The following is a 19,817-nucleotide window of genomic DNA, read 5'->3' as shown; positions in this document are numbered from 1 at the left end:
CTGCAGAATCTCACCCACAAAAAATGCGGGAACCTTTGATGATAATCAAACGGCTCCCGCAAGAAATCCAATCAAAACAATCGGATTAACGTGCATATCCAGCCTAGCAGCGTTAGCCACAAGGCGAGAAGCGGAAGCCTCTGCTTAATTTCTCAACTTAACCATCATACCAGCTAGTTCAGAACATGTCAACAGTGTTTCGTCAGTAATATATTTGTGACTGTCAAACAACGAACAGGCCCAACTGACACACGTACCTGACTTCAACCAGCTCCGAGACAGCAAAAGGGCCGAGGCATGACCCCGACCACCTTTGCATCAATTCTCTTCTATTCTCTGGTTGTTCGCCAGAAGCATCAAAGTCCTAGTCTTCGCGACTGTATGAAGCGATGTCAGCCAAGATTTCCTTGACGAAGGCGTCACTGCTCATGGAATTACTGTCTTCTTCCCCATACTTCCGGACAGAGACAGTACCATTAGCCATTTCGTCTTCACCCACAACCAACGTGTATGGAATCTTGTGTGTTTGGGCGTCCCGGATCAGGTAACCCATCTTTTCACCACGCTTGTCAACGTTGACTCGAACGTCAGCGGCCTTTAATTCGGCAGCTAACTTGTCAGCGTAGGCCCCATGCTTCTCTTCGGAAACTGGGATGATCGTGACTTGCTTAGGTGCCAACCAAGTTGGGAAGGCCCCCTTGTAGATTTCAGTCAGGTAAGCGGTGAACCGTTCCATCGTTGAAACCAAGCCACGGTGAATCATAACTGGGCGGTGTTCTTCACCATCGGCACCGACGTAGTGTAAGTCGAAACGTTCTGGCAACATGAAGTCTAATTGAATAGTAGACAACGTTTCTTCATTCCCAAGGGCCGTCTTAGTTTGGACATCCAGCTTAGGACCGTAGAAAGCAGCTTCCCCTTCGGCTTCAACGTAAGGTAAGCCCAAGTCATCCATGGCACCTTTCAACATCGTTTGTGCGTTGTTCCACATTTCATCGTCATCGAAGTACTTTTCCGTGTTCTTAGGGTCACGGTAGCTCAGACGGAACGTGTAATCCTTAATATCGAAGTCGCGGTAAACCTTGACCATCAAGTCCAGGATACTCTTGAATTCATCTTGAATTTGTTCTGGGGCAACGAACGTGTGGCCATCGTTCAAGGTCATTTCACGAACCCGTTGCAGACCACTCAGGGCACCGGACTTTTCGTAACGGTGCATCATCCCTAATTCAGCAATCCGCAATGGTAATTCGCGGTAAGAACGGATGTGGTGGTTGTAAATTTGAATGTGGCTTGGGCAGTTCATTGGCCGTAATTCAAGTTGTTCGCCATCACCCATGTCCATAGGTGGGAACATGTCTTCACGGTAGTGGGCCCAGTGACCGGACTGCTTGTACAGATCCAAGTTGGCCAGAACTGGCGTGTAAACGTGTTGATAACCGTTAGCGACTTCCTTGTCGATGATGTAACGTTCGATCGTCCGACGAATGGTTGCCCCATTTGGCATCCAGTAAGGTAACCCGGCACCGACCTTAGGATCAACGAAGAACAGGTCCAATTGGTTCCCAATAACCCGGTGATCACGTTCACGGGCTTCTTGGCGCTTAGCTAAGTCGGCATCCAAGTCGGCTTGCTTATAGAAGGCCGTCCCGTAAATCCGTTGTAGCATTGGGTTTGAGGACTTACCTTGCCAGTAAGCACCGGCAACAGAAAGTAACTTGAACTTCTTCACGTCACCCGTGTTGGCCAACTGTGCGCCATCACTCAGGATTTCGTGGTCGCCAACCTTTAAGAAGTTGACTTGGTCGCCGTCAACGGCCTTGATTAACGCCGTCGTGTAAGGATCGTCCTTGGCCTTGGCTAAGGCATCGTCCTTGCTGACCGTCGTCCGTTCGATGTCGAGCTTGTCGCCCACCAGCTTTTCGACGATAACCGCAATGGCATCCAATTCGTCAACACTGACTTGTTGGTCGTCCTTGTCGGTATCCACGTAGAAGCCATCTTCGTCAGCGCTCACTTCGCCCAAACGAATGGCTGGGAATTCCTTCTTCAAGGCAATCCGTACCAGCGCAGCGGTCGTGTTCCGCAGAACAGTTAAGCCGTCGGCATCGCTCTTCGTGACGATTTCAATGCTACCGTCATGGGCGATGGGCGTCAGGTTGTCGATCAATTCGCCGTCCAGCTTGGCTGCAACGGCCTTCTTGCCTAAGCTAATTGAAATTGACTTGGCAACATCTTCTGGCGTGGTGCCAGCAGCGAATTCTTTAATGTTGCCATCTGGAAATTTAAGTGAAATACTTGCCATAATTTTCAATCTCCCTTATTGATTTTGGGCCAAACAACGAAAAATCCCCAGTGCCAAAGAAGACACTGGGGACGTCATTAACGTGGTTCCACCCGATATTTTTCACGAGACTACTCCCGTGAACTCTAATCGTCGATAACGGAACGAACCGGCCGGAAATTTCCTCCCGACAGCTAGAAAAGTGGTAATGCCTGCGGGCGCTAAGTTGGCTTCCAAGCAAGGCCAACTCTTCCTGTGAACGTCTCCGCCAACACCATGTCTTTCGTCATAGCTCATGTGGTTTCATTGACTATTAAACACTTGCGACTAATTATTGTCAAGCACTGACGGCCAAAAATTCACCGGAAAGTTTGGCCACTCACCGGACTACTGTGGCCGCCGGTTGACCCCTACCATGGTAATCTCACGAGCCAAGAAGCGAATCCGTTGCATCAGCCGCTGGGCCTTCAACGGTTCGTCATCCCCTCGCGTCGAAATCCGCAGGTGTTCCTTTTCTAACTGTGCCATAGAGAAGTTGGAACTAAAGAATGTCGGTAATTCCTCCTGCATTCGGTATTCCAAGATGACCCCTAACACGTCGTCTCTGACCCAGGCCGACATGGCATTGGCGCCAATATCGTCGATCATCAGGATCGGTGCTTTTTTCAAGGCATCGAGCTTCTCCGCCACGCCGTTTTGGGCGATAGCGTTCTTCATTTCCACCGCAAAGCTGGGGAAGTGAACCAACGTGGTGGAGAAGCCATCCGTTGCCAACTGATTAGCGACGGCGGCTAGAAGATAGGTCTTGCCTACGCCAAAACTCCCAGCCAGATACAGGGCCTGGTGACGGCGCTTAGGATTAGCCTCGTAGGCGTCAATAAAGTCCAAAGCCGCCATCAGAGCCTCAGCACGATCCTCATCCTGGTCAAAATGCGCCAGTGAGGCGTCGCGAATATTCTTCGGCATCGCGACGGACTTCACCCGCTGACGTAACTGTTGCTGGGCCTGCTTCTCGAGTGTATCCGCCGTGGGAACGTAGGCCACGTCGATCAGGTGATTGGACACGATCAGTTGGGGTTCATAGCCCGTCGCAAACGTGCTACCACCCTTCGCTAGCTTCTCACGCTCCGAGACAAACTCATACAATTTGGCCGCCGAACGGGTCATGACATCGTCCGCAAGCTCGGCTTGATGGTCCTGATAGAACTTCGTCACGGTCGGATCGTCGTAGACCTTCGCCATCAATTGGCGATAATTGTCATTGAGATGCCGCTGATTCATCAGTTGTTGCATGGTCTTACTTAAATCTTCCATCTGCTAGTCCTCCTTCCCTTTGCTCCGTTCTTCTAAACGCGCAATCCGTTGTTGTAATTGTTTTTGTTGATCCGTTGAGAGCTTAGCCTTGCTGGTTGCTTGAGTGGCGCCACTCGGCTTCTTCGCCCAATCCGGCAGGGTCTCCTTGACCGTGGGCTGACGACGCGATCGCCGTGGTTTGGCCGCCGCCTGTTGCCGCTCCCGAATCTTCTGAATGGCCAACTGGGGTGTGTTAATCTTTGCCTTGCTCCAATCGTTAGCAATCGTATCCAGTAAGTTTTTATTCAACGTCGGTCGGTCTTCATCAACCAATACGTGGTAAATCATCAGGTTCAACACAGACTCGGGAAACAGTTGACGACTGACCAGATCGCGGACGATCCGCTGCTCACCGTCCGTGACGAAGCCCCCCGTGTTCTGTTTGATCCCCTGGAGAAAGGCCGCCGGTGCCGTATGAGCCGCCACCTTAATCAAGGCCTGTTCGGCACTAGATGCCCCCTTAACGTCGGTCGAAGTTGGCGCAGTAGCCGCCGCACTCGGCGCTTGTCGGTGTTGTAACCCGAAGGCCTGAGCCACGATCCGCTTGAACTGCTCCGGATTGAAGATATTAGTTGCTAAATCGGTGGCTTCACCGATATAGCGAGCCATGGTCGGTTCGTCTAAGCCGTAAGTCGCGTGCTCGGTCAACAACAGCTGGCGATACTTACTGACCGCCCGTGTGTCTACGAAAGACCGTTCCAGTAGCTCGCCCAGTAACTTGAAATCAAACTGCACTTGGTCCGCCGATAAATTGGGACCACTGGGCGTCGACTGGACATCGCGATTACTGGTAATCACCGCCGGAATATCCCGCAGTTCATCCCCATCGACATGGAAAACGTCCAGAAAGTTCTTGGTGATATTTTGTTCGTGTTCACCAGACCGGACCGCTGGCGTATTCGTCTTGACCAGTGCTTGGTAAAGGTCTTCACCGACCACGCCCAGTAACTGTACGCTTAACAGGTCGTCTTTGAAGAAGGCCTGTGGCGTCAGCGGTGCGTGGAGCTCATACACGAAGCTCGACAGGTCACCCTCGGTCTTCACCCGTGTTGTTAAGAGTCCCGTGGCCTCTAACCGCAACCGGGCCGCGTAGAGATGGGCTAAATCCAAGCCAAGCTCCGCTAGCAAAATGGCGTGGCGATGGTAACTTTCCCGCTCGGGTAGCCAAAAAAGGGCCGAAAAGAGCCCCGTGGCACTCGGTCCAATAATCGGCTGATAGAGCTGCGTTAGGGTCTGCCAACTCTGATCGGTCAAGCGATCCACCAACCGAACCATGAAACCAGTCTTCGGCTGCAATTGGTGCCAGGAATCCTCCATGCCCTATTTCGCCTCGCTTTGCCGATGGTTCCGGTCCTTGGCCTTCGCCTTATCCTTATCCATCATGTCTTTTAATTCGTTAAAGAAGACGCCGGTATCCTTGAATTGCCGGTAAACACTGGCAAATCGAATATAGGCAATCTCATCCACATCGACCAATCGGTTCATCACATACTCCCCGATCAACTGACTGGAAATCTCGTTGACTCCCAGCGCACGGATTTTGTTTTCGACGTCATCGACAATCTTGGTCATGACGTCCATCCCCACCGGACGTTTCTCCGCCGAACGGATGATTCCACGTAAAATCTTTTCACGATTGAATTCCTCACGCGTCCCGTTCTTCTTAATTACCAACAGCGGTGTCACTTCAACCCGCTCAAACGTCGTGAACCGAAAGCCACAGCTCTCACACTCACGGCGCCGGCGGATGACGCGCCCATCGTCGGTCGGTCGACTATCGACGACCCGCGATCCATTATGATGACAGTGCGGACACTGCATTTTGGTCACCTCATTTTTTCATTGGTTACGTTTATCTCGCTTCATCGACTGGCCACCATCACGGGGTCAGTTTCCCCACAAACATTCAGATCAATTGTCAACGATCGCTGATGATTCGCCCAAATGAGTGGTGTCAAGCCATTTTACCACTTGTTGGCGCGTTTCGGCAATCGTTCCCGCATTATCAATGACGATATCCGCCAAGGCAACCTTCTTGGCAATCGGCCACTGCTGGTCTATCCGCGCCTGAGCGGCCGCTTCAGACAGGCCGTCGCGGGCCATCAAGCGTCGCCGTTGAATCATCGGCGTGGTTGCGACCACCATCACGTGGTCCACCAGATGAATCAGGTAGCCCACCTCATAAAACGTCGGTGCATCAATCATAATCGCTGGAACTTGTTGCTCACGGTACACGGCCAACTGGCGGTTAATCTCGGCTTGAATCAGCGGGGTGGTAATGGCCTCTAACCGGCGTAATTCGGCCGGTTTGCCAAAGACCAGTTGCCCCAACTTGTGACGATCTAAGCCCCCATCCGTCAACTGATACGCGGAGCCAAAGGTCGCTAGGACCTGTCGGAGTCCCGCCGTGCCTGGAGCCACCACCTCACGGGCAATAACGTCCGCGTCAATGATGGTTAACCCGGCTTGTTTCAGCCAGGCACTGACTGTCGACTTACCCGTGGCGATGCCGCCGGTTAGGCCCCACACCTCAGTCATGGGCAGCCTCTTCCGCCGCCTTGCTGGGATACGGCTGACAGTGCGGACAGAAGTGGGTTCCACGCTGAGCGACCTTGATCTTAACAATCTCGGTTCCACAGCGCTCACAGGGTTCCCCCTCATGACCGTAGACGTGCAGACTGTTCTGAAAATTCCCCGTCTCACCAAAAGCCGTGGAGAAGGAGTGCACGGTCGTTCCGTGGCCCTGGATGGCGCGGGCTATCTCTTGAATAATGTTCTTCCGCAACGTGGCCAGCTGGGCCGTCGTTAGGGTATCCACTGGCGTCAGCGGATTAATCTTTGACAACCACAGGACCTCATCCACGTAGATGTTGCCCAGACCAGCAATCCGGGACTGGTCCAGCAAGAAGGGCTTAACCACCTTGTGGGACTTGCCAAAGATTCGTTGCATGTAAGCCAGCGTTAGGGTTGCCTCGGTGGGCTCCGGGCCTAATTTACCCAGCGATGGCAATTCGGTGTCTTCCGTCCCGGTCTCAACCAGGCGCATGCGGCCAAATTTCCGGGTATCGTTGTACCGCAAATCCCGGTGATCCTTCAGGTAAAAGATGACGTGCGTGTGTTTCGGCACCGGACTCCCCGCCGGCTGGACGTCGTACTTGCCTTCCATGCGCAGGTGAGAGACCAGCGTGAGGTTGCCGCTGAACCGGAAGAGCAGGTACTTCCCGCGCCGGTCAATCCGTTCAATCTTGCGGTCAATCAGGTCGGCCGTAAAGATCTCAGCATCCGGTCGAACCATCTTCGGATAAAATACCGCGACGTGGTCGATCGTCGCCCCACCGACGAGGCTTTCTAAGCCGCGTCGTACCGTTTCAACCTCTGGTAATTCTGGCATACGTTCTCTCTCCTTTTGCGACTACTTGTTTTGCGACTACTTGGCGTCGTACCAAGTTGGTCCATAATGACTTTCAACCTTCAGTGGAATCTCCAAGTCAATGGCGGAATCCATGACGCTGGGCACGAGCTTGGCCAACGTCTCGATCTCCTCGGCCGGGGCCTCGAAGATCAGTTCATCGTGGACCTGTAGGAGCATCGTGGCCTGTAGGTCCTTCAACGCGTCTTCCATTCGAATCATCGCAATCTTGATGATATCGGCGGCACTCCCTTGAATCGGCGTGTTCATCGCCGTCCGTTCGGCAAACGACCGTTGGTTGAAGTTTCGCGAGTTAATATCTGGCAAATACCGCCGGCGGTGCGCGATGGTCTCGACGTATCCCAGTTCATGCGCTTGTTGCACCATACGTTCCGTGTAGGCCTTGACGCCGGGGTACTCTTCGAAGTAGGTGTCGATGAAGTTCTTCGCTTGCTTTCGCGTGATGCCAATGTTTTGGGACAAACCAAAATCACTGATCCCGTAGACAATCCCGAAGTTCACCGCCTTGGCCTGCCGCCGAATGTTCGGCGTGACCTCGGCATCCGGCGCCATCTTAAAGATTCTCCGGGCCGTGGCCGCATGGATATCCTCGCCCTCCCTAAAGGCCTCCTGCATGTTGGCATCGTGGCTCATGTGGGCCAGCACCCGCAGTTCAATCTGCGAATAATCAGACGAGAAGATCTGCCACCCCTGATGACGGGGCACAAAAGCCTTGCGAATGGCGCGGCCCTCTTCGGTTCTAACCGGGATATTTTGCAGGTTCGGATCGACCGAGGACAGTCGGCCCGTCTGCGTCAACGTTTGAAGATAGCGGGTGTGGACCTTCTGATCCTCGGGGTGAATCACCTTGAGTAGGCCCTCCACGTAGGTCGACTGAATCTTGGCAATCTTACGGTAACGCAGAATGTTTTCGGCAATCGGCGCATCGGCGGCCAATTTCTCCAGCACGCCAACCGCAGTTGAATATCCGGTCTTGGTCTTCTTGATGACGGGCAAGCCCATCTTCTCGAACAGAATGTGCCCCAACTGCTTGGGGGAGCCGATATTAAATTCTTCACCAGCCTCTTGGTAGATGGTCTGTTCAATCTCGGCTAATTGCTCGGTAAACTTGCTTCCCATGGCCTCCAGTTCGCTGGCGTCCACGGTAATCCCGGCAATTTCCATCCGGGCGAGAACGAAGCTCATGGGCAGTTCAATCTCACGATACAATTTGGTCTGTTCGTTTTCGTCTAAGCCCTCGAAGAGTTTTGGCCGCAGCTGTTCAATGGCACGCGTCTTGCGGGCCAAATGTTTGAAGAAGACCTCGTCATCCTCGGGAATGGCGCGCTTGGCCCCCTTGCCATAGACGTCTTCGTCAGTCGCAACCTGTTCGTAACCGTGTTCCATGGCGACTCGTCCCAGATCGTTACTGTTGTCGTAGGTGTTCAACAGGTAAGAGCACAACAGAAGGTCGCAATCTACACCAGCTAAGGTGAGACCTAAGCGATTTAAGCCCACGTACGTCCGCTTGGCGTCAAAGACTTGTTTGGCCACGTCAGACGACGTTAGAATGGTCTTTAACGGTTCCTGCTGTAAGAGGCTGACATCGCGGCTGACCCACCACTGGTCATCATCCCCAATGGCAAAACCGGCAAAGTCAGACGTATGATAGTTCTCCTCCGGCATCTCTAGGTAAAATTCACACCCGTCGGCGGTAAAGTCAGGCAAGGCCGCAACGTTTTCGGCCGTCAAGACTGTGTAGTCGATGTCCTTGAGCCCTGGAGTCGCGGTCGGTGTCTCCCCCTCGAAGTCCATCTTGCTCAAAAACGTCCGGAAGTTCATGCGTTGATAAAAGGCAATCAAGTCATCGCGGTTCGGCCCGGCATAGACCAGGTCAGCCACCTTTTTTTCGACCGGGGCCTCACGATTGATAGTTGCCAGCTTCTTGGCCAATAAGGCCTGGTCGTGGTCGGCCACCAGGTGCTCCTTGAGCTTCTTGGCAGTAATGTCGTCAATATGGTCATAGATGCCCTCGATGCTGCCGTACTTGCCGACCAGGTCGACGGCGCGCTTGGGGCCTACACCGGTAACCCCGGGATAGTTGTCGGAATTATCGCCCTGAAGGCCCTTGATATCAATGATCTGTTCGGGCGTCACGCCCATCTTTTCCTTGACGTAGGCCGGAGTGTAACGCTCAATCTCGCTGACGCCCTTCTTGGAAATCGCCACCGTGGTATGATCATTGGCCAATTGTGTGAGGTCGCGATCTCCCGTCACGATGGTCGTGGTAAAACCTGCGGCCTCCGCCTGCTTAGCCAGCGTCCCGATAATGTCGTCGGCTTCATAATTAGGGAGCTCGTAAGTCTGAATACCCCGTGCGGCCAAAAGTTCCTTGACGTAGGGAAACTGTTCCGAAAGTTCTGGTGCGGTCTTGGCCCGGCCGCCCTTATAATTGTCATACATTTTTGTCCGGAACGTGACCTTACCCGCATCAAACGCCACTAGGGCATGCGTCGGGTCCACGTTCTTCAGCATGGTCTCCAACATCGTGTTGAACCCATAAATGGCGTTGGTGTGCAGTCCCTCACTGTTGGTGAAACGCCCTAACGACGTGTATAACGCGTAAAAGGCCTTGAAGGTCACACTGTTGCCGTCGATCAATAATAATCGTTTGTCCGCCATAATTCGCTCCTCCCGAGTGGCTTATCAGCGGCCACTCGCGTATTCTGCTTACATTTTACCAAAGATGGGCGCAAATCCGAAATGAAAACCGACTTTACGTTGATTTTCCTCAAACTAGCTTGCCACGCCTTGCCGCTCCCCAGTTGCCCGTGTCTGCTGGGCAAAATGTCATTCGATTCGAAACGATTTCAATTCGATAGCCGTCTTTCCTGATTGTATTATACATAATCCCACAAATTAGGCATTCATCGTCTACCCAAGCTGAATCGAATGACCTAAGCAATTTTCATGCCAGCCTCGCAACTTCACTGATAGCCAGTTTCTTCACTGGCCACACGGTTTAGCTGTTAGATACAAAAAGCGAAGTACCAGCCTTTGCCGATACCTCGCTTGATCCTTTCAGTAACCTGACGATTAGTCTCTACCGCCAAATAATCCGAAGATTTGTAAGAGTTGTAAGAATAAGTTAACGAAATCCAAGTATAGTTGTAAGGCCCCGTTGATGGCCAGTCCCGTGCTGGACACTTGGTCACCATACTTGAGGTACATCTTCTTCATCCGTTGCGTATCCCAAGCCGTCAGGGCGGCGAAGATAATCACGGCGATGAAGGAGAAGATCATGGCAATCAGTGAGCTCTGCAGGAAGATGTTAATCACCATGGCCACAATCAACCCGATTAAGGCAGCTGAAGCTTGCGTCCCGATTCGCGTCAAGTCTTTCTTGGTCGTGACCCCAATCGTTGCCATCGTCAGGAAGACGGCGGCACTAGAAACAAAAGCGGCCGCAATCGAAGTCTGACTATAAATCAACGTGTAGATTGAGAAGACGGCCCCGGTCACCACCGCGTAGACCATCAAGCCAACAAAGGCAACCGTTGGACGTTTCATCGATTGTCCGCTAATCACGAAGGGTAAAACAAACCACACGATGAGGGGCAGAATCATCGATCCACCACTGAGGTTTTGTAAGGTCCCGCTGAACTGGGTTGCCATAACAAAAGCCGTCACAGCAGATACCAGCACAGACAAGCCCATCCACCCAAACATCTTAGTCATGAAACCATTCAGGCCGACCTCGGTATTAATCGTTTGACGGGGTTGCTGTTCATAGTTGTTCATTGAAACGCTCCTTTTTTGTCCAAACTTTCCCAGCTGAGTACCGTCCAATTACGGCACAACTTCTGGGTTTATTAGAGTATATTCTATCAAATCTCTGACCAAATACAAGTAATCTGTCGCGGACAAGCCCAGCAAAAAGGGGAGCGACCCGCGTCGCTCCCCTGCAAAATCCGAATTATTAAGTTTCTATTGCGGGCAATTATTTACCGGCGCCACCTTCATTGTCGGCTTCACCGCTTGCCCAAACCTTGTTGGCATAGATTGAGTTGAAGAGTAAGGCAGCTTGTAAGGCAACTTGAGACAGGTTGGCCCCTAGCGTCCCAATGCTTGTCGCCCCAATCAGAATCTGCACGGTCAGGATGCTCCAGTACAAGACGTTGGCGATGTTGACCACGATCCACAGCGACCAATTTTCCTTGTACTTCAGGATGTAGAGCAGTTGGGCGATGATGCTGACCACGAAGTTCACGGAATCGAAGTACGGCAGTTGACCGTTTAAAGCGGCTAAGACCACCCAACCGATGGCCCAGGCTACGAACGCACCGATGAAAATCCACCGCCGCGTATTCCGCTTGAACGAATGGGTGGCCTCGTCATGGCCCCACATGTACCAGCCGATGGGTTGTGAAATAACATAAATAATATCCATCGCAAATGACCCATAGGCGTGGCTAATCCAAGCAACGTACGTCATCGCCAGGCACTGCACCAGACCAAAGATAAACGAAATTTTTCGGCCCTTCATACCATAGACCAGGCACAGCACCCCGCCAACCCCGGAGACCATCCCGATGAAACTATCGGGTACGATCATGTAGACCACCAGTTGCAGCAGAATCAAAATTGTCACGTAGATGACTTCAAACTTCTTCCAGTTGGTAAAGAGCTGGTTGTACCACCAGTTGTGTTGTTTAACATTGTCCATCGTAAACTCCCCTTTGACTATTCGTTGGTTTTAAAGTGACTGATCACTCAAAATGTTTAACGCTAACTTGATGGAATCCGCTTCGCCTTGGGCCATCAGATCATCCCCATTGGATAGATCGCTAACGCCCGCCGCGAGGTCACCTTCATAGAGCACCACATTATTCAAGATCGACAGCGTTTCCATTCCCCGTTGACGACCGATGACCATCAAGGCCCCGGACTCCATATCGGCGCCCAAGATCCCCTTGTCCGACCAAAAGGCCTCGTTCTTGGCGTTGTCATCCATGTAGAAACCGTCATGCGAGCGAATGATACCGTAATAGGCTTCCGGCGCATAGTAGTGGGCCAACGCCAGCAACCGAAAGGCCGGTACGGCGGGATAAATGTTCGGCACGTATTTGCCAGTCAGGCCGTCATCTCTGACCACCCCTTCGCCGATAATCAACTTACCCAATGCAATCCCCGGTTGCATCGCCCCGGCCGAGCCCACGCGAATGACCTTCTTAACTCCAACGTTGTTGAGTTCCTCCACGGCGATGCCGGCGGATGGCGCCCCGATCCCGGTGGACATCACCAGCACGCGTTTACCCTGATACGTCCCCAGAATGGACTTGTACTCGCGGTTAAATGCCCAGTCCTCGACATCTTCTAAGTATTGACGACTCCGGTCAACGCGCGCCGGGTCCCCCATAATGATGGCGCTATCCGTATTAATCGTCGGTAACAACTGTGTATGTGGTTCTGGTTCCGTCATGTCTATCCCTCATTTCTTAAAATGGTCAACAATTGCGGCAAGTCCGTCACGCGAATGGCCGACTTGTCGATTGCAATGACGTCTAAGTCGCGGAGTTGCTTGAGAATTCGATTGAGATTACGGCTTGACGTATCAATCTCGTTTAGCAGGTTAGCCCGCGTCACCACCTGTTTACGCCGCGTCGCCCAGATGAGATAGGAAATCGTCTGGTCCAGTGCCGAGTGCAGACTGTAGCGTTCCGTACGATTGGTTAGCGTGTAAATCTGGTTAGCCAAATTATAGACTAGTTCCTGGGAAAAATGGTGATCTTCCGTCAACCAAGTTTTGAACAGAACATTGGAAATCTTCAGCACGGTCACCGGCGTCAAGTTAACCACCGACGCACTGTAAGGCTTGTCCAGTAAGGCTTCTTGTTCCCCGACAAACGCGCCCGGCTCGTAAATATCCAACACTACGGCCTTGCCACCGGCTGACGTTAAGTAAATCTTAACCTTTCCTTCGGCCACAATATAAGTATTGTCATATTGCGAACCTTGTAAAAACTGAAAAGTACCGACCGCATAGCGTTCAATCTGAAACGCCCGCACGATATGTAGCGGACACGTCCGCAACACTTGCTGTAAGACCGGTTGTTGGTCCATTAGTAGTGACAAATCCTCCATCGTCACGTCAACAACTCCTTATGTAATAAGATTAGCAAAATTCAGCGAAGATCCCAATGACGGGAGTCTCTAAATGTATCCGCTTTCACGTGAAAATTATCGGCTTTTTAACTTTTTTCGGGACACTTGTCCTCGACAACTCGCCTAAACGGCGAAACCGGATTCATATCTATTTATAGCAGATTTTTAGCGCCCGTCAACTAAAGTTAACAGGCAACGTCGTACCCGGAACTGCTGCGATTATAACCTGCCTTCGCTGTCACGACTAGCTAGGGCTGACCGCCTTACCGTTCGCCAAATTTGGCCTGGATCGCGGTGGGCAGGACGGGACAAGCCAAAGAACGGTCTTGTTCCTCGCTTTGAGCCGTCAGCCCGCGTCTCAAAGACGCCATTTTCCAAGCAGAACCCTTGGAAAATCCCACGGCTGAGGCCAAATTTGCCTCACTCACGGCTACGTGAGGCGTATCCAATTAAACCGGTCGAGCATCGCTACTTCAGCGATGTAATTATCTATTTGGTGGCTTTCATCTTCCGTAACCGGAGGCAGCCAGAGATGGAGGTAGCCGTGACAGCGGTATTAGCTGACGTTCTGAGTCAGCTTACAGCGCGAGACGTGTTTGGAGACTGGCGAATTTTGCTAGGCTTCAAACCGAGCCGGAGGACCGCTTCTCAGGCCACAGGCGGTCCCCACAGCGCCGGAATCTCTGGCAGCCGCAGGTGGTGTTAACTCGTTTAATGGCGGTTAACCTTGCCAGCTGGAGGCTGGAGCGTATTCGCAAACTTTCAACCTTTGGCCGCTAATCTAAAAAATGCCCACCAGCCAGCGCCAGTGGACACACGTATTTAACTTTAGTTATTCTTCAATGATAAATGACTCAGTAATTCTTCGTAGGACCGTTCATACTTCTGAACGTCCCCGGCTCCCATGAAGACAACCACGGCATCGTGGAAGTCCAGGAGTGGCGACATGTTGTCGACCGTCAGAATCTCGCCACCCTTGGCAATCTTAGCGGCCAAGTCCTTACTGGAGACGGCGCCTTGCGTTTCCCGTGCGGAGCTAAAGATGTTGGTCAAGAAGACCTTATCTGCCAAATTAAGGCTCTTGGCGAAGTCATCCATCAGGGCAATTGTCCGGCTGAAAGTGTGGGGCTGGAAGACCGCGATGATCTCCTTATCCGGGTACTTCTGCCGTGCGGCGTCCAGGGTAGCCTTGATTTCGGATGGATGGTGCGCATAGTCATCGATGATGGTCATGTCGGCTAATTTCCGTTCAGTGAACCGACGCTTAACGCCCTTGAAGTCGGCCAATTCACGCTTGATTTCATCCATGCTGACCTTTTCGAAGTAGGAAACGGCAATCACGGCCAGACTGTTCAGCACGTTGTGTTCCCCGTACAGATGAATCTCGAAGTTGCCGAGGTTCTTGCCGCCATGGTACACGTCAAAGGTTGAGCCAGTCGTCGAACGCTTGATGTTCTTGGCTTGGAAATCGTCGCGGTCGTTGGTCCCGTAGTAGTAGACCGGCACGTCCGTCTTTAATTTCCGTAGCTCCGGATCGTCACCCCAGGCGAAGATCCCCTTCTTCACTTGGTTAGCCCAAGTCTCGAAGGCGCTGTAAACATCGTCGATCCCCGTGTAGTAATCGGGATGGTCGAAGTCAATATTGGTCATGATGGCATAATCGGGCTTGGTTGCCAGGAAGTGCCGCCGGTATTCATCGGCTTCGTAAACGAAGAACCGGGCATTCGGCGTACCTTTACCGGTCCCATCACCGATCAGATAAGATGTTGGGGCCACGCCACTCAGGACGTGAGACAACAGACCAGTAGTGCTGGTCTTCCCGTGCGCACCGGCAATCCCGATGCTGGTATAGCCTTCAATCAAATGACCTAAAAATTCATGGTAACGGTAAACGGGGAGCCCCATGGCGCGGGCCTTCTTGATTTCCGGATGATCATCCGTGAAGGAGTTACCGGCAATCACCGTCAACCCTTCGTGAATGTTGGCTTCGTCAAAGTCCATGACTTTGATGCCCGCCTTTTCCAGGCCACGCTGGGTGAACGTGTACTGGGTAATATCTGAACCCTGAACCTTGAATCCCTTATCATGTAAAATCAGGGCAAGGGCACTCATCCCTGATCCTTTAATTCCAACAAAATGATAAACCGTTGCGTTATCCATTAAATGATCCTCTTTTCTACTCTTTGCGGTTCGGCCACAGGACGCCATTAACCATACGAGTGACTCTTTTTCCATTCTAGCATATCCCCCCACCCCTTAAAAGCCAGAGTGCGTTTAAAACGAGGTGAGGTCTATTCACTTTACAATGAAGAAGGTGCATCTTTATCGTGCGGCTCCGGTAAGTTCTTTCCTAAATCGTCCGGCGTCAGATAAACCTCGCGTGGCTTGGAGCCGTGTTGTGGGGAGACGTAGTGGCGCTGTTCCAGGTCATCAATCAGGTTAGCGGCACGGTTGTAGCCAATCGAGAAGACTCGCTGTAGCTTAGACGTTGACACCGTCTTTTCCTGAGCGATGTAGTCGAGAACCTTCGGTAACAGTTCGTCTTGGTTCTCCTCGGCGGTCTCCCGTTGTAGGAGTCCCTTGGGTTCAAACGCGTAATGCGGTTTACCCTGCGTCCGCACAAAGTCAGTGATGGCATCGACTTCGGATTCAACGAAGGCCCCTTGCAGCCGCATCGGCTGACTGGCCCCATTGCCCAGATACAACATGTCCCCGCGACCCAGCAGGCTTTCGGCACCCGCCGTATCCAGAATGGTCCGTGAGTCAATCTGGCTGGACACCATGAAGGCGATCCGCGTTGGAATGTTGTTCTTGATGGTCCCGGTCACAATGTCCACGCTAGGCCGTTGGGTGGCGACCAGCAAATGAATGCCGGCGGCCCGCGCCTTTTGCGTAATCCGGACGATATAGTCTTGAACTTCGCTAGCGGCCATCATCATCAGATCGGCCAGCTCGTCGATAATAATCACGATGTAAGGCATCTTCAAAGACGGCTCGTCATTGGCATCGGCACGATCGTTGAATTGCTCGATGTTCCGAACCCCCGCCGCGGCCAACTTCTCGTAGCGTTGGTCCATCTCGGTAACCACCCATTTAAGGGCCGCTGCGGCCGCCTTCGGATCGGAGATGACGGGCGACAAGAGATGTGGCAACCCATCATACGGCGCCATTTCAACGGCCTTGGGGTCAATCAACAAGAGCTTGACCTGGGCCGGCGTTGCCTTGTACAGAATTGATAGCAGCAAGGAGTTGATGAACACACTCTTTCCGGAACCCGTGGCCCCGGCGATTAAACCGTGCGGCATCTTCCGCAGATCAGTGACTTGCGGCTGCCCAAATAAATCGACTCCGAGTGCCACCGTCAACGGTGATTCACTCTTCTTAAAGGCTGGTGAGTTCAAAATTTCGGAGAGCATGACCGGTCGGGACTTCACGTTCGGAATTTCAATACCGACCGTGGTCTTCCCGGGAATTGGGGCCTCGATTCGAATATCCTTGGCAGCTAAGGCCAACTTCAGATCATCATTTAAATTCGTAATCTTATTGACCTTGACGCCGAGCGCCAAACTAATCTGGAACTGTGTCACGGTTGGACCCACCGTCCAGTCGGTGACGTGGGCGTCCACGTGAAAGGCACTCAACGTTTCGTCCAGCACCTCGGCTTGGTGTTCGATCCATTCGTCTAAGGCTTCCTCGTCGGGCACTACTGGCTTAGGGAGTAAGCTAACGTCTGGGAAATGATACCCGCGGGCAGGCTGCTCCTCGGCTTCTTCGGCCGCAACTGCCGGCGTGCTTGGCCGGTCAAATAGGGCCAGATTCCGCTGGTCGTTACCCTCTTCTTGCATGATATCCCCAAGAGAATGTCCCAGACCGCGAGCCGGTTTGGCTTTGGGTTTTACGGACGCAGTAGCTGACGACGCAGGTTGATCGGCCTGCACACGGTCCAGCAATTGATTCACTTCGGCTGGCCGTTGGGCGGCCGTGGATGTCGCAGACGAGGCGGTTACGCTGCTAGACGCGGCCGCAAAAGTTGCCGTGTCAGGCGCCGACTGGGGCTTCAAATCGGCAACCGATGTCGACACCCGTCGTGCGGACGAATCGGCCGTAACCGCTGGCTGATGGCTGGCAGACGCAACGCTAGCCGGCGTACCAGCAGCCGAGCTCACAACCAAATGAGCCGTTGAGCGCACAACGGCCGCTGAACTGACCGGACTGGTGGCTGACGCGGATGACGCTGCCGCAGCCGATGATTCGGTAACAGCAACACGACTTGGCGCCGTCGCAGAGCTTGCGGCGACTGAGCTGACCGGTGCAGCGCTGTCAGTAGCCGTTGAAGTTGCTGCCGAATGGACCGCTGATTTAACCGTTCCCACGGGCAAATAATCCCCTGCCCCACCGATCGTCGATTCGGGTTGCGGCGCCACAGATTGCGGTGCATTGGCTTCGGCTGAAGCCGCGGACTGTGGGTAGAAGACTTCCGTTGGGGCCGCTACAGAACCAGACGTAGCGGGTGCCGATTGCGTCGACTCCGGTGTTGACTGAGCTTCAGAACTAGCCATCGCTTCAACCTTAGCCGGCGCCTCAGCAGAAGCACTGACTGCAGATGACGCGGTCGTTGAAGCCGTTGTTTCTTCGACGGTCGCCGCGACTGAACTGGCAGTAGCCGCTGGTTCGACCGGCGTAGCTTTATCAGCTGGATCTGGTTGAGAAGCTTCCGTCGCCGTAGCTGATGTTGCTGACGGGACACTTGTCGCTTCAGGCATCGGGGTCGGTTGGGCTGGCGCAGACGATGACTGGGCCGGCTGACTGGCCGAACTGGCCACCGTTGGCGTGGTCGGTTCTTCGATTTCATCGGCCGCACCAAAAAGAAGAAAACTTTGATCGGTTTTCTTCAGACTGGCAATTAATCGGCGATATCGGCGGCGCGATTCCGAGGTTGGGCGTGACCAGTGCAGTTGCTTTGGAATTGGCGTAACCTGAAATGGCCGATAGTTTTCGGCGGAACTGCTCGGTGCCGGCTGCGTATCGGCGGGCTTAGCTGTAACGGACGCCGCCGATTGTGGACGTTCCGCTGGCCGGGACGGTGTCTGTTGGCGTTGCTGGCGCTGGGTCTCCCGCTGTTCACGTAGCCGTAACCGGTCGTTGCGTTCCCGCCGCTGTTTAACGGAACGTTGGGCCCGTTCGGCCGTGGTATCTTCTAATTGTTCGGGGCTCGGCTTTACCGCAAATTTCCGGAAAAAGGCTGGTCCATCATAGTGCTCCATGTTTCTTCCTCCTTGACGGGTGCACACCGCACCTGCCGAATTTCAACGCTATGGGAGGAGACGCCGCTAAAAGACGCGACTGGTTAACTCATTCCCTAATCCTATTTAAGGCTAGCCCACTGTGGCTAGTTTGGATGATTTTTCAATTCATGTCAGATTGCTTTAGGCCTACAGGTAGCGTGACCGCGCGGACTCTCCGTCATGTTGACGGGACCGGGTCACTGTGATTAGTACGACTAACCAATTCGCTAAGAGTGGTTAAAGTCAATCTCCCCTATTGTACACAAAAAAGCGGGTTGCCGACAAGGGCAAACCCGCTTTCGTCATATTTCTTAAGCAAATTCTTAGGCCGTAAAGATGGTTTGACCGCGTTCAAAATCAAACGGTTCGCCAACTTCATAGTCATCCGGTAAGATTAGGGCACCTGGCTTTTGCGGCGCGTTGGCTAAGCCCAACTCGCGACCAGAGCAGATCATCCCGTCACTTTCAACACCCCGTAAAGCACCAGGCCAGATAATCAGACCATTCGGCATCATGGCACCAACCTTAGCAACCACGACCTTGATATCGGTCTGCATGTTCGGTGAACCACTGACGATCTGTAAGGACTGGTCCTTATCAACGACCGTTTCCGTGACCAACAAATGGTCGGAATCAGGATGTGGCGTGGCTGACTTGACGTAACCCACGATAAACTTGGATTCCGTTTGGGCCTCCAGTTCACCGTTGAACCCGGCTTCTTCCAAAGCGGCGTTTAAGGCGGCAACATCATCAGCGGTCAACATCACTTGGCCATTGCCACTGATGTTGGGCAAAATCTTGGAGATCGCCAAGAAGTTGTAGCCGAGTGTCTTTTCCGTTTCGGTATCGTAAATTCGAGCGATACCATCGCGAACGGTGTGCGCCTGTTGGGCCGTATCTTGCGCAACGATAACAATCAAAGTGTCCCCTAATTCTTGGGGATTGTAACTAGCAATTAACATGTGGGATCCTTTCCAACGGTTTTAATCGGCGTTAGTTGCCAATGAATTGATAAATTCTTCAACTTCAGCCTTAGTCTTACGGTCTTTGTTCACTAACCGACCAATTTCTTCACCGTCTGAGTAGGCAATGAAGCTCGGGATGCCGAAGACGTTCAATTCGACAGCCAGGTCAATGTTTTCGTCACGGTCGACCGCGATAAACTTAAAATCAGGATATTCAGCTTCGATGTCGGGCATGGCTGGTTTAATGAAGGCGCAATCCGGGCACCAAGTAGCGGAGAAGAATAACATGGTCTTGCCGTCTTTAACGACGTCTTTCAGTTCAGCAGCTGACATTTTGGGTAATTGTTCCATGAGGT

At 52.7% G+C, this 19,817-nt stretch carries 15 protein-coding genes and 1 other annotated feature; all 15 genes read right to left on the bottom strand.

From position 1 onward, the window contains the following. Positions 1-11: 11 nt before the first annotated feature. Positions 12-152, bottom strand: a sequence feature (ribosomal protein L20 leader region). Positions 153-364: 212 nt separating this feature from the next. Next, complete coding sequence (thrS, locus tag KB236_02840; GenBank protein UIF29691.1) at positions 365-2,305, bottom strand: threonine--tRNA ligase; 1,941 nt, start codon at positions 2,303-2,305, stop codon at positions 365-367. 366 nt (positions 2,306-2,671) lie between these two features. Further along, positions 2,672-3,598, bottom strand: coding sequence for a primosomal protein DnaI (gene dnaI, locus KB236_02835; protein ID UIF29690.1), 927 nt, complete (start codon positions 3,596-3,598; stop codon positions 2,672-2,674). 3 nt (positions 3,599-3,601) lie between these two features. Then, entirely contained in the window at positions 3,602-4,954 is a 1,353-nt protein-coding gene (locus KB236_02830; protein UIF29689.1) for a DnaD domain protein, read from the bottom strand. A 3-nt stretch (positions 4,955-4,957) separates the two neighbouring features. After that, on the bottom strand, positions 4,958-5,458 hold the full coding sequence (nrdR, locus tag KB236_02825; protein ID UIF30270.1) for a transcriptional regulator NrdR: 501 nt from the start codon (positions 5,456-5,458) through the stop codon (positions 4,958-4,960). Positions 5,459-5,548: 90 nt separating this feature from the next. Next, on the bottom strand, positions 5,549-6,175 hold the full coding sequence (coaE, locus tag KB236_02820) for a dephospho-CoA kinase (protein ID UIF29688.1): 627 nt from the start codon (positions 6,173-6,175) through the stop codon (positions 5,549-5,551). Further along, positions 6,168-7,028: a bifunctional DNA-formamidopyrimidine glycosylase/DNA-(apurinic or apyrimidinic site) lyase gene (gene mutM, locus KB236_02815; protein ID UIF29687.1), complete on the bottom strand. Its 861-nt coding sequence runs from the start codon at positions 7,026-7,028 to the stop codon at positions 6,168-6,170. Before mutM ends, coaE begins: the two co-directional genes overlap by 8 nt. Before the next feature lie 36 nt (positions 7,029-7,064). Further along, a complete protein-coding gene (polA, locus tag KB236_02810) occupies positions 7,065-9,728 on the bottom strand; it encodes a DNA polymerase I (protein UIF29686.1) in 2,664 nt (887 codons plus the stop codon). Positions 9,729-10,142: 414 nt separating this feature from the next. Beyond that, complete coding sequence (locus KB236_02805; GenBank protein ID UIF29685.1) at positions 10,143-10,847, bottom strand: Bax inhibitor-1/YccA family protein; 705 nt, start codon at positions 10,845-10,847, stop codon at positions 10,143-10,145. Positions 10,848-11,046: 199 nt separating this feature from the next. Further along, positions 11,047-11,772: a nicotinamide riboside transporter PnuC gene (gene pnuC / locus KB236_02800; GenBank protein ID UIF29684.1), complete on the bottom strand. Its 726-nt coding sequence runs from the start codon at positions 11,770-11,772 to the stop codon at positions 11,047-11,049. 30 nt (positions 11,773-11,802) lie between these two features. Next, positions 11,803-12,528 carry a nucleoside phosphorylase gene (locus KB236_02795; GenBank protein ID UIF29683.1) on the bottom strand — a complete coding sequence of 242 codons (726 nt, stop codon included), beginning with the start codon at positions 12,526-12,528 and terminating at the stop codon, positions 11,803-11,805. Between the two features lie 2 nt (positions 12,529-12,530). After that, positions 12,531-13,196, bottom strand: coding sequence for a Crp/Fnr family transcriptional regulator (locus KB236_02790; GenBank protein UIF29682.1), 666 nt, complete (start codon positions 13,194-13,196; stop codon positions 12,531-12,533). A gap of 843 nt (positions 13,197-14,039) precedes the next feature. Continuing rightward, a complete protein-coding gene (murC, locus tag KB236_02785) occupies positions 14,040-15,371 on the bottom strand; it encodes a UDP-N-acetylmuramate--L-alanine ligase (protein ID UIF29681.1) in 1,332 nt (443 codons plus the stop codon). Positions 15,372-15,511: 140 nt separating this feature from the next. Further along, the gene (locus KB236_02780) at positions 15,512-18,475 is read right to left on the bottom strand and encodes a DNA translocase FtsK (protein UIF29680.1); all 2,964 of its coding nucleotides are present in this window, start codon (positions 18,473-18,475) and stop codon (positions 15,512-15,514) included. Positions 18,476-18,819: 344 nt separating this feature from the next. Then, the gene (locus KB236_02775; protein ID UIF29679.1) at positions 18,820-19,458 is read right to left on the bottom strand and encodes a DUF4479 and tRNA-binding domain-containing protein; all 639 of its coding nucleotides are present in this window, start codon (positions 19,456-19,458) and stop codon (positions 18,820-18,822) included. Positions 19,459-19,479: 21 nt separating this feature from the next. Beyond that, positions 19,480-19,812 (bottom strand): thioredoxin family protein, encoded by a 333-nt coding sequence (locus tag KB236_02770; protein UIF29678.1) that lies wholly within the window; start codon positions 19,810-19,812, stop codon positions 19,480-19,482. Between the last annotated feature and the right edge of the window lie 5 nt (positions 19,813-19,817).

The organism is Levilactobacillus brevis (assembly GCA_021383565.1).
GTDB lineage: Bacteria > Bacillota > Bacilli > Lactobacillales > Lactobacillaceae > Levilactobacillus > Levilactobacillus brevis_B.
The sequence above is the reverse complement of the archived record's forward strand: the minus strand, read 5'-3'. Positions and strand labels throughout refer to the sequence as shown.

Excerpts from the sequence above, each read along its gene's own strand:
- KB236_02805 (UIF29685.1), bottom strand. The coding sequence starts at position 10,847 with ATGAACAACTATGAACAGCAACCCCGTCAAACGATTAATACCGAGGTC.
- KB236_02795 (UIF29683.1), bottom strand. The coding sequence starts at position 12,528 with ATGACGGAACCAGAACCACATACACAGTTGTTACCGACGATTAATACG.
- dnaI (UIF29690.1), bottom strand. The coding sequence starts at position 3,598 with ATGGAAGATTTAAGTAAGACCATGCAACAACTGATGAATCAGCGGCAT.
- pnuC (UIF29684.1), bottom strand. The coding sequence starts at position 11,772 with ATGGACAATGTTAAACAACACAACTGGTGGTACAACCAGCTCTTTACC.
- thrS (UIF29691.1), bottom strand. The coding sequence starts at position 2,305 with ATGGCAAGTATTTCACTTAAATTTCCAGATGGCAACATTAAAGAATTC.
- KB236_02775 (UIF29679.1), bottom strand. The coding sequence starts at position 19,458 with ATGTTAATTGCTAGTTACAATCCCCAAGAATTAGGGGACACTTTGATT.
- nrdR (UIF30270.1), bottom strand. The coding sequence starts at position 5,458 with ATGCAGTGTCCGCACTGTCATCATAATGGATCGCGGGTCGTCGATAGT.
- coaE (UIF29688.1), bottom strand. The coding sequence starts at position 6,175 with ATGACTGAGGTGTGGGGCCTAACCGGCGGCATCGCCACGGGTAAGTCG.
- polA (UIF29686.1), bottom strand. The coding sequence starts at position 9,728 with ATGGCGGACAAACGATTATTATTGATCGACGGCAACAGTGTGACCTTC.
- KB236_02770 (UIF29678.1), bottom strand. The coding sequence starts at position 19,812 with ATGGAACAATTACCCAAAATGTCAGCTGCTGAACTGAAAGACGTCGTT.
- KB236_02780 (UIF29680.1), bottom strand. The coding sequence starts at position 18,475 with ATGGAGCACTATGATGGACCAGCCTTTTTCCGGAAATTTGCGGTAAAG.
- mutM (UIF29687.1), bottom strand. The coding sequence starts at position 7,028 with ATGCCAGAATTACCAGAGGTTGAAACGGTACGACGCGGCTTAGAAAGC.
- KB236_02830 (UIF29689.1), bottom strand. The coding sequence starts at position 4,954 with ATGGAGGATTCCTGGCACCAATTGCAGCCGAAGACTGGTTTCATGGTT.
- murC (UIF29681.1), bottom strand. The coding sequence starts at position 15,371 with ATGGATAACGCAACGGTTTATCATTTTGTTGGAATTAAAGGATCAGGG.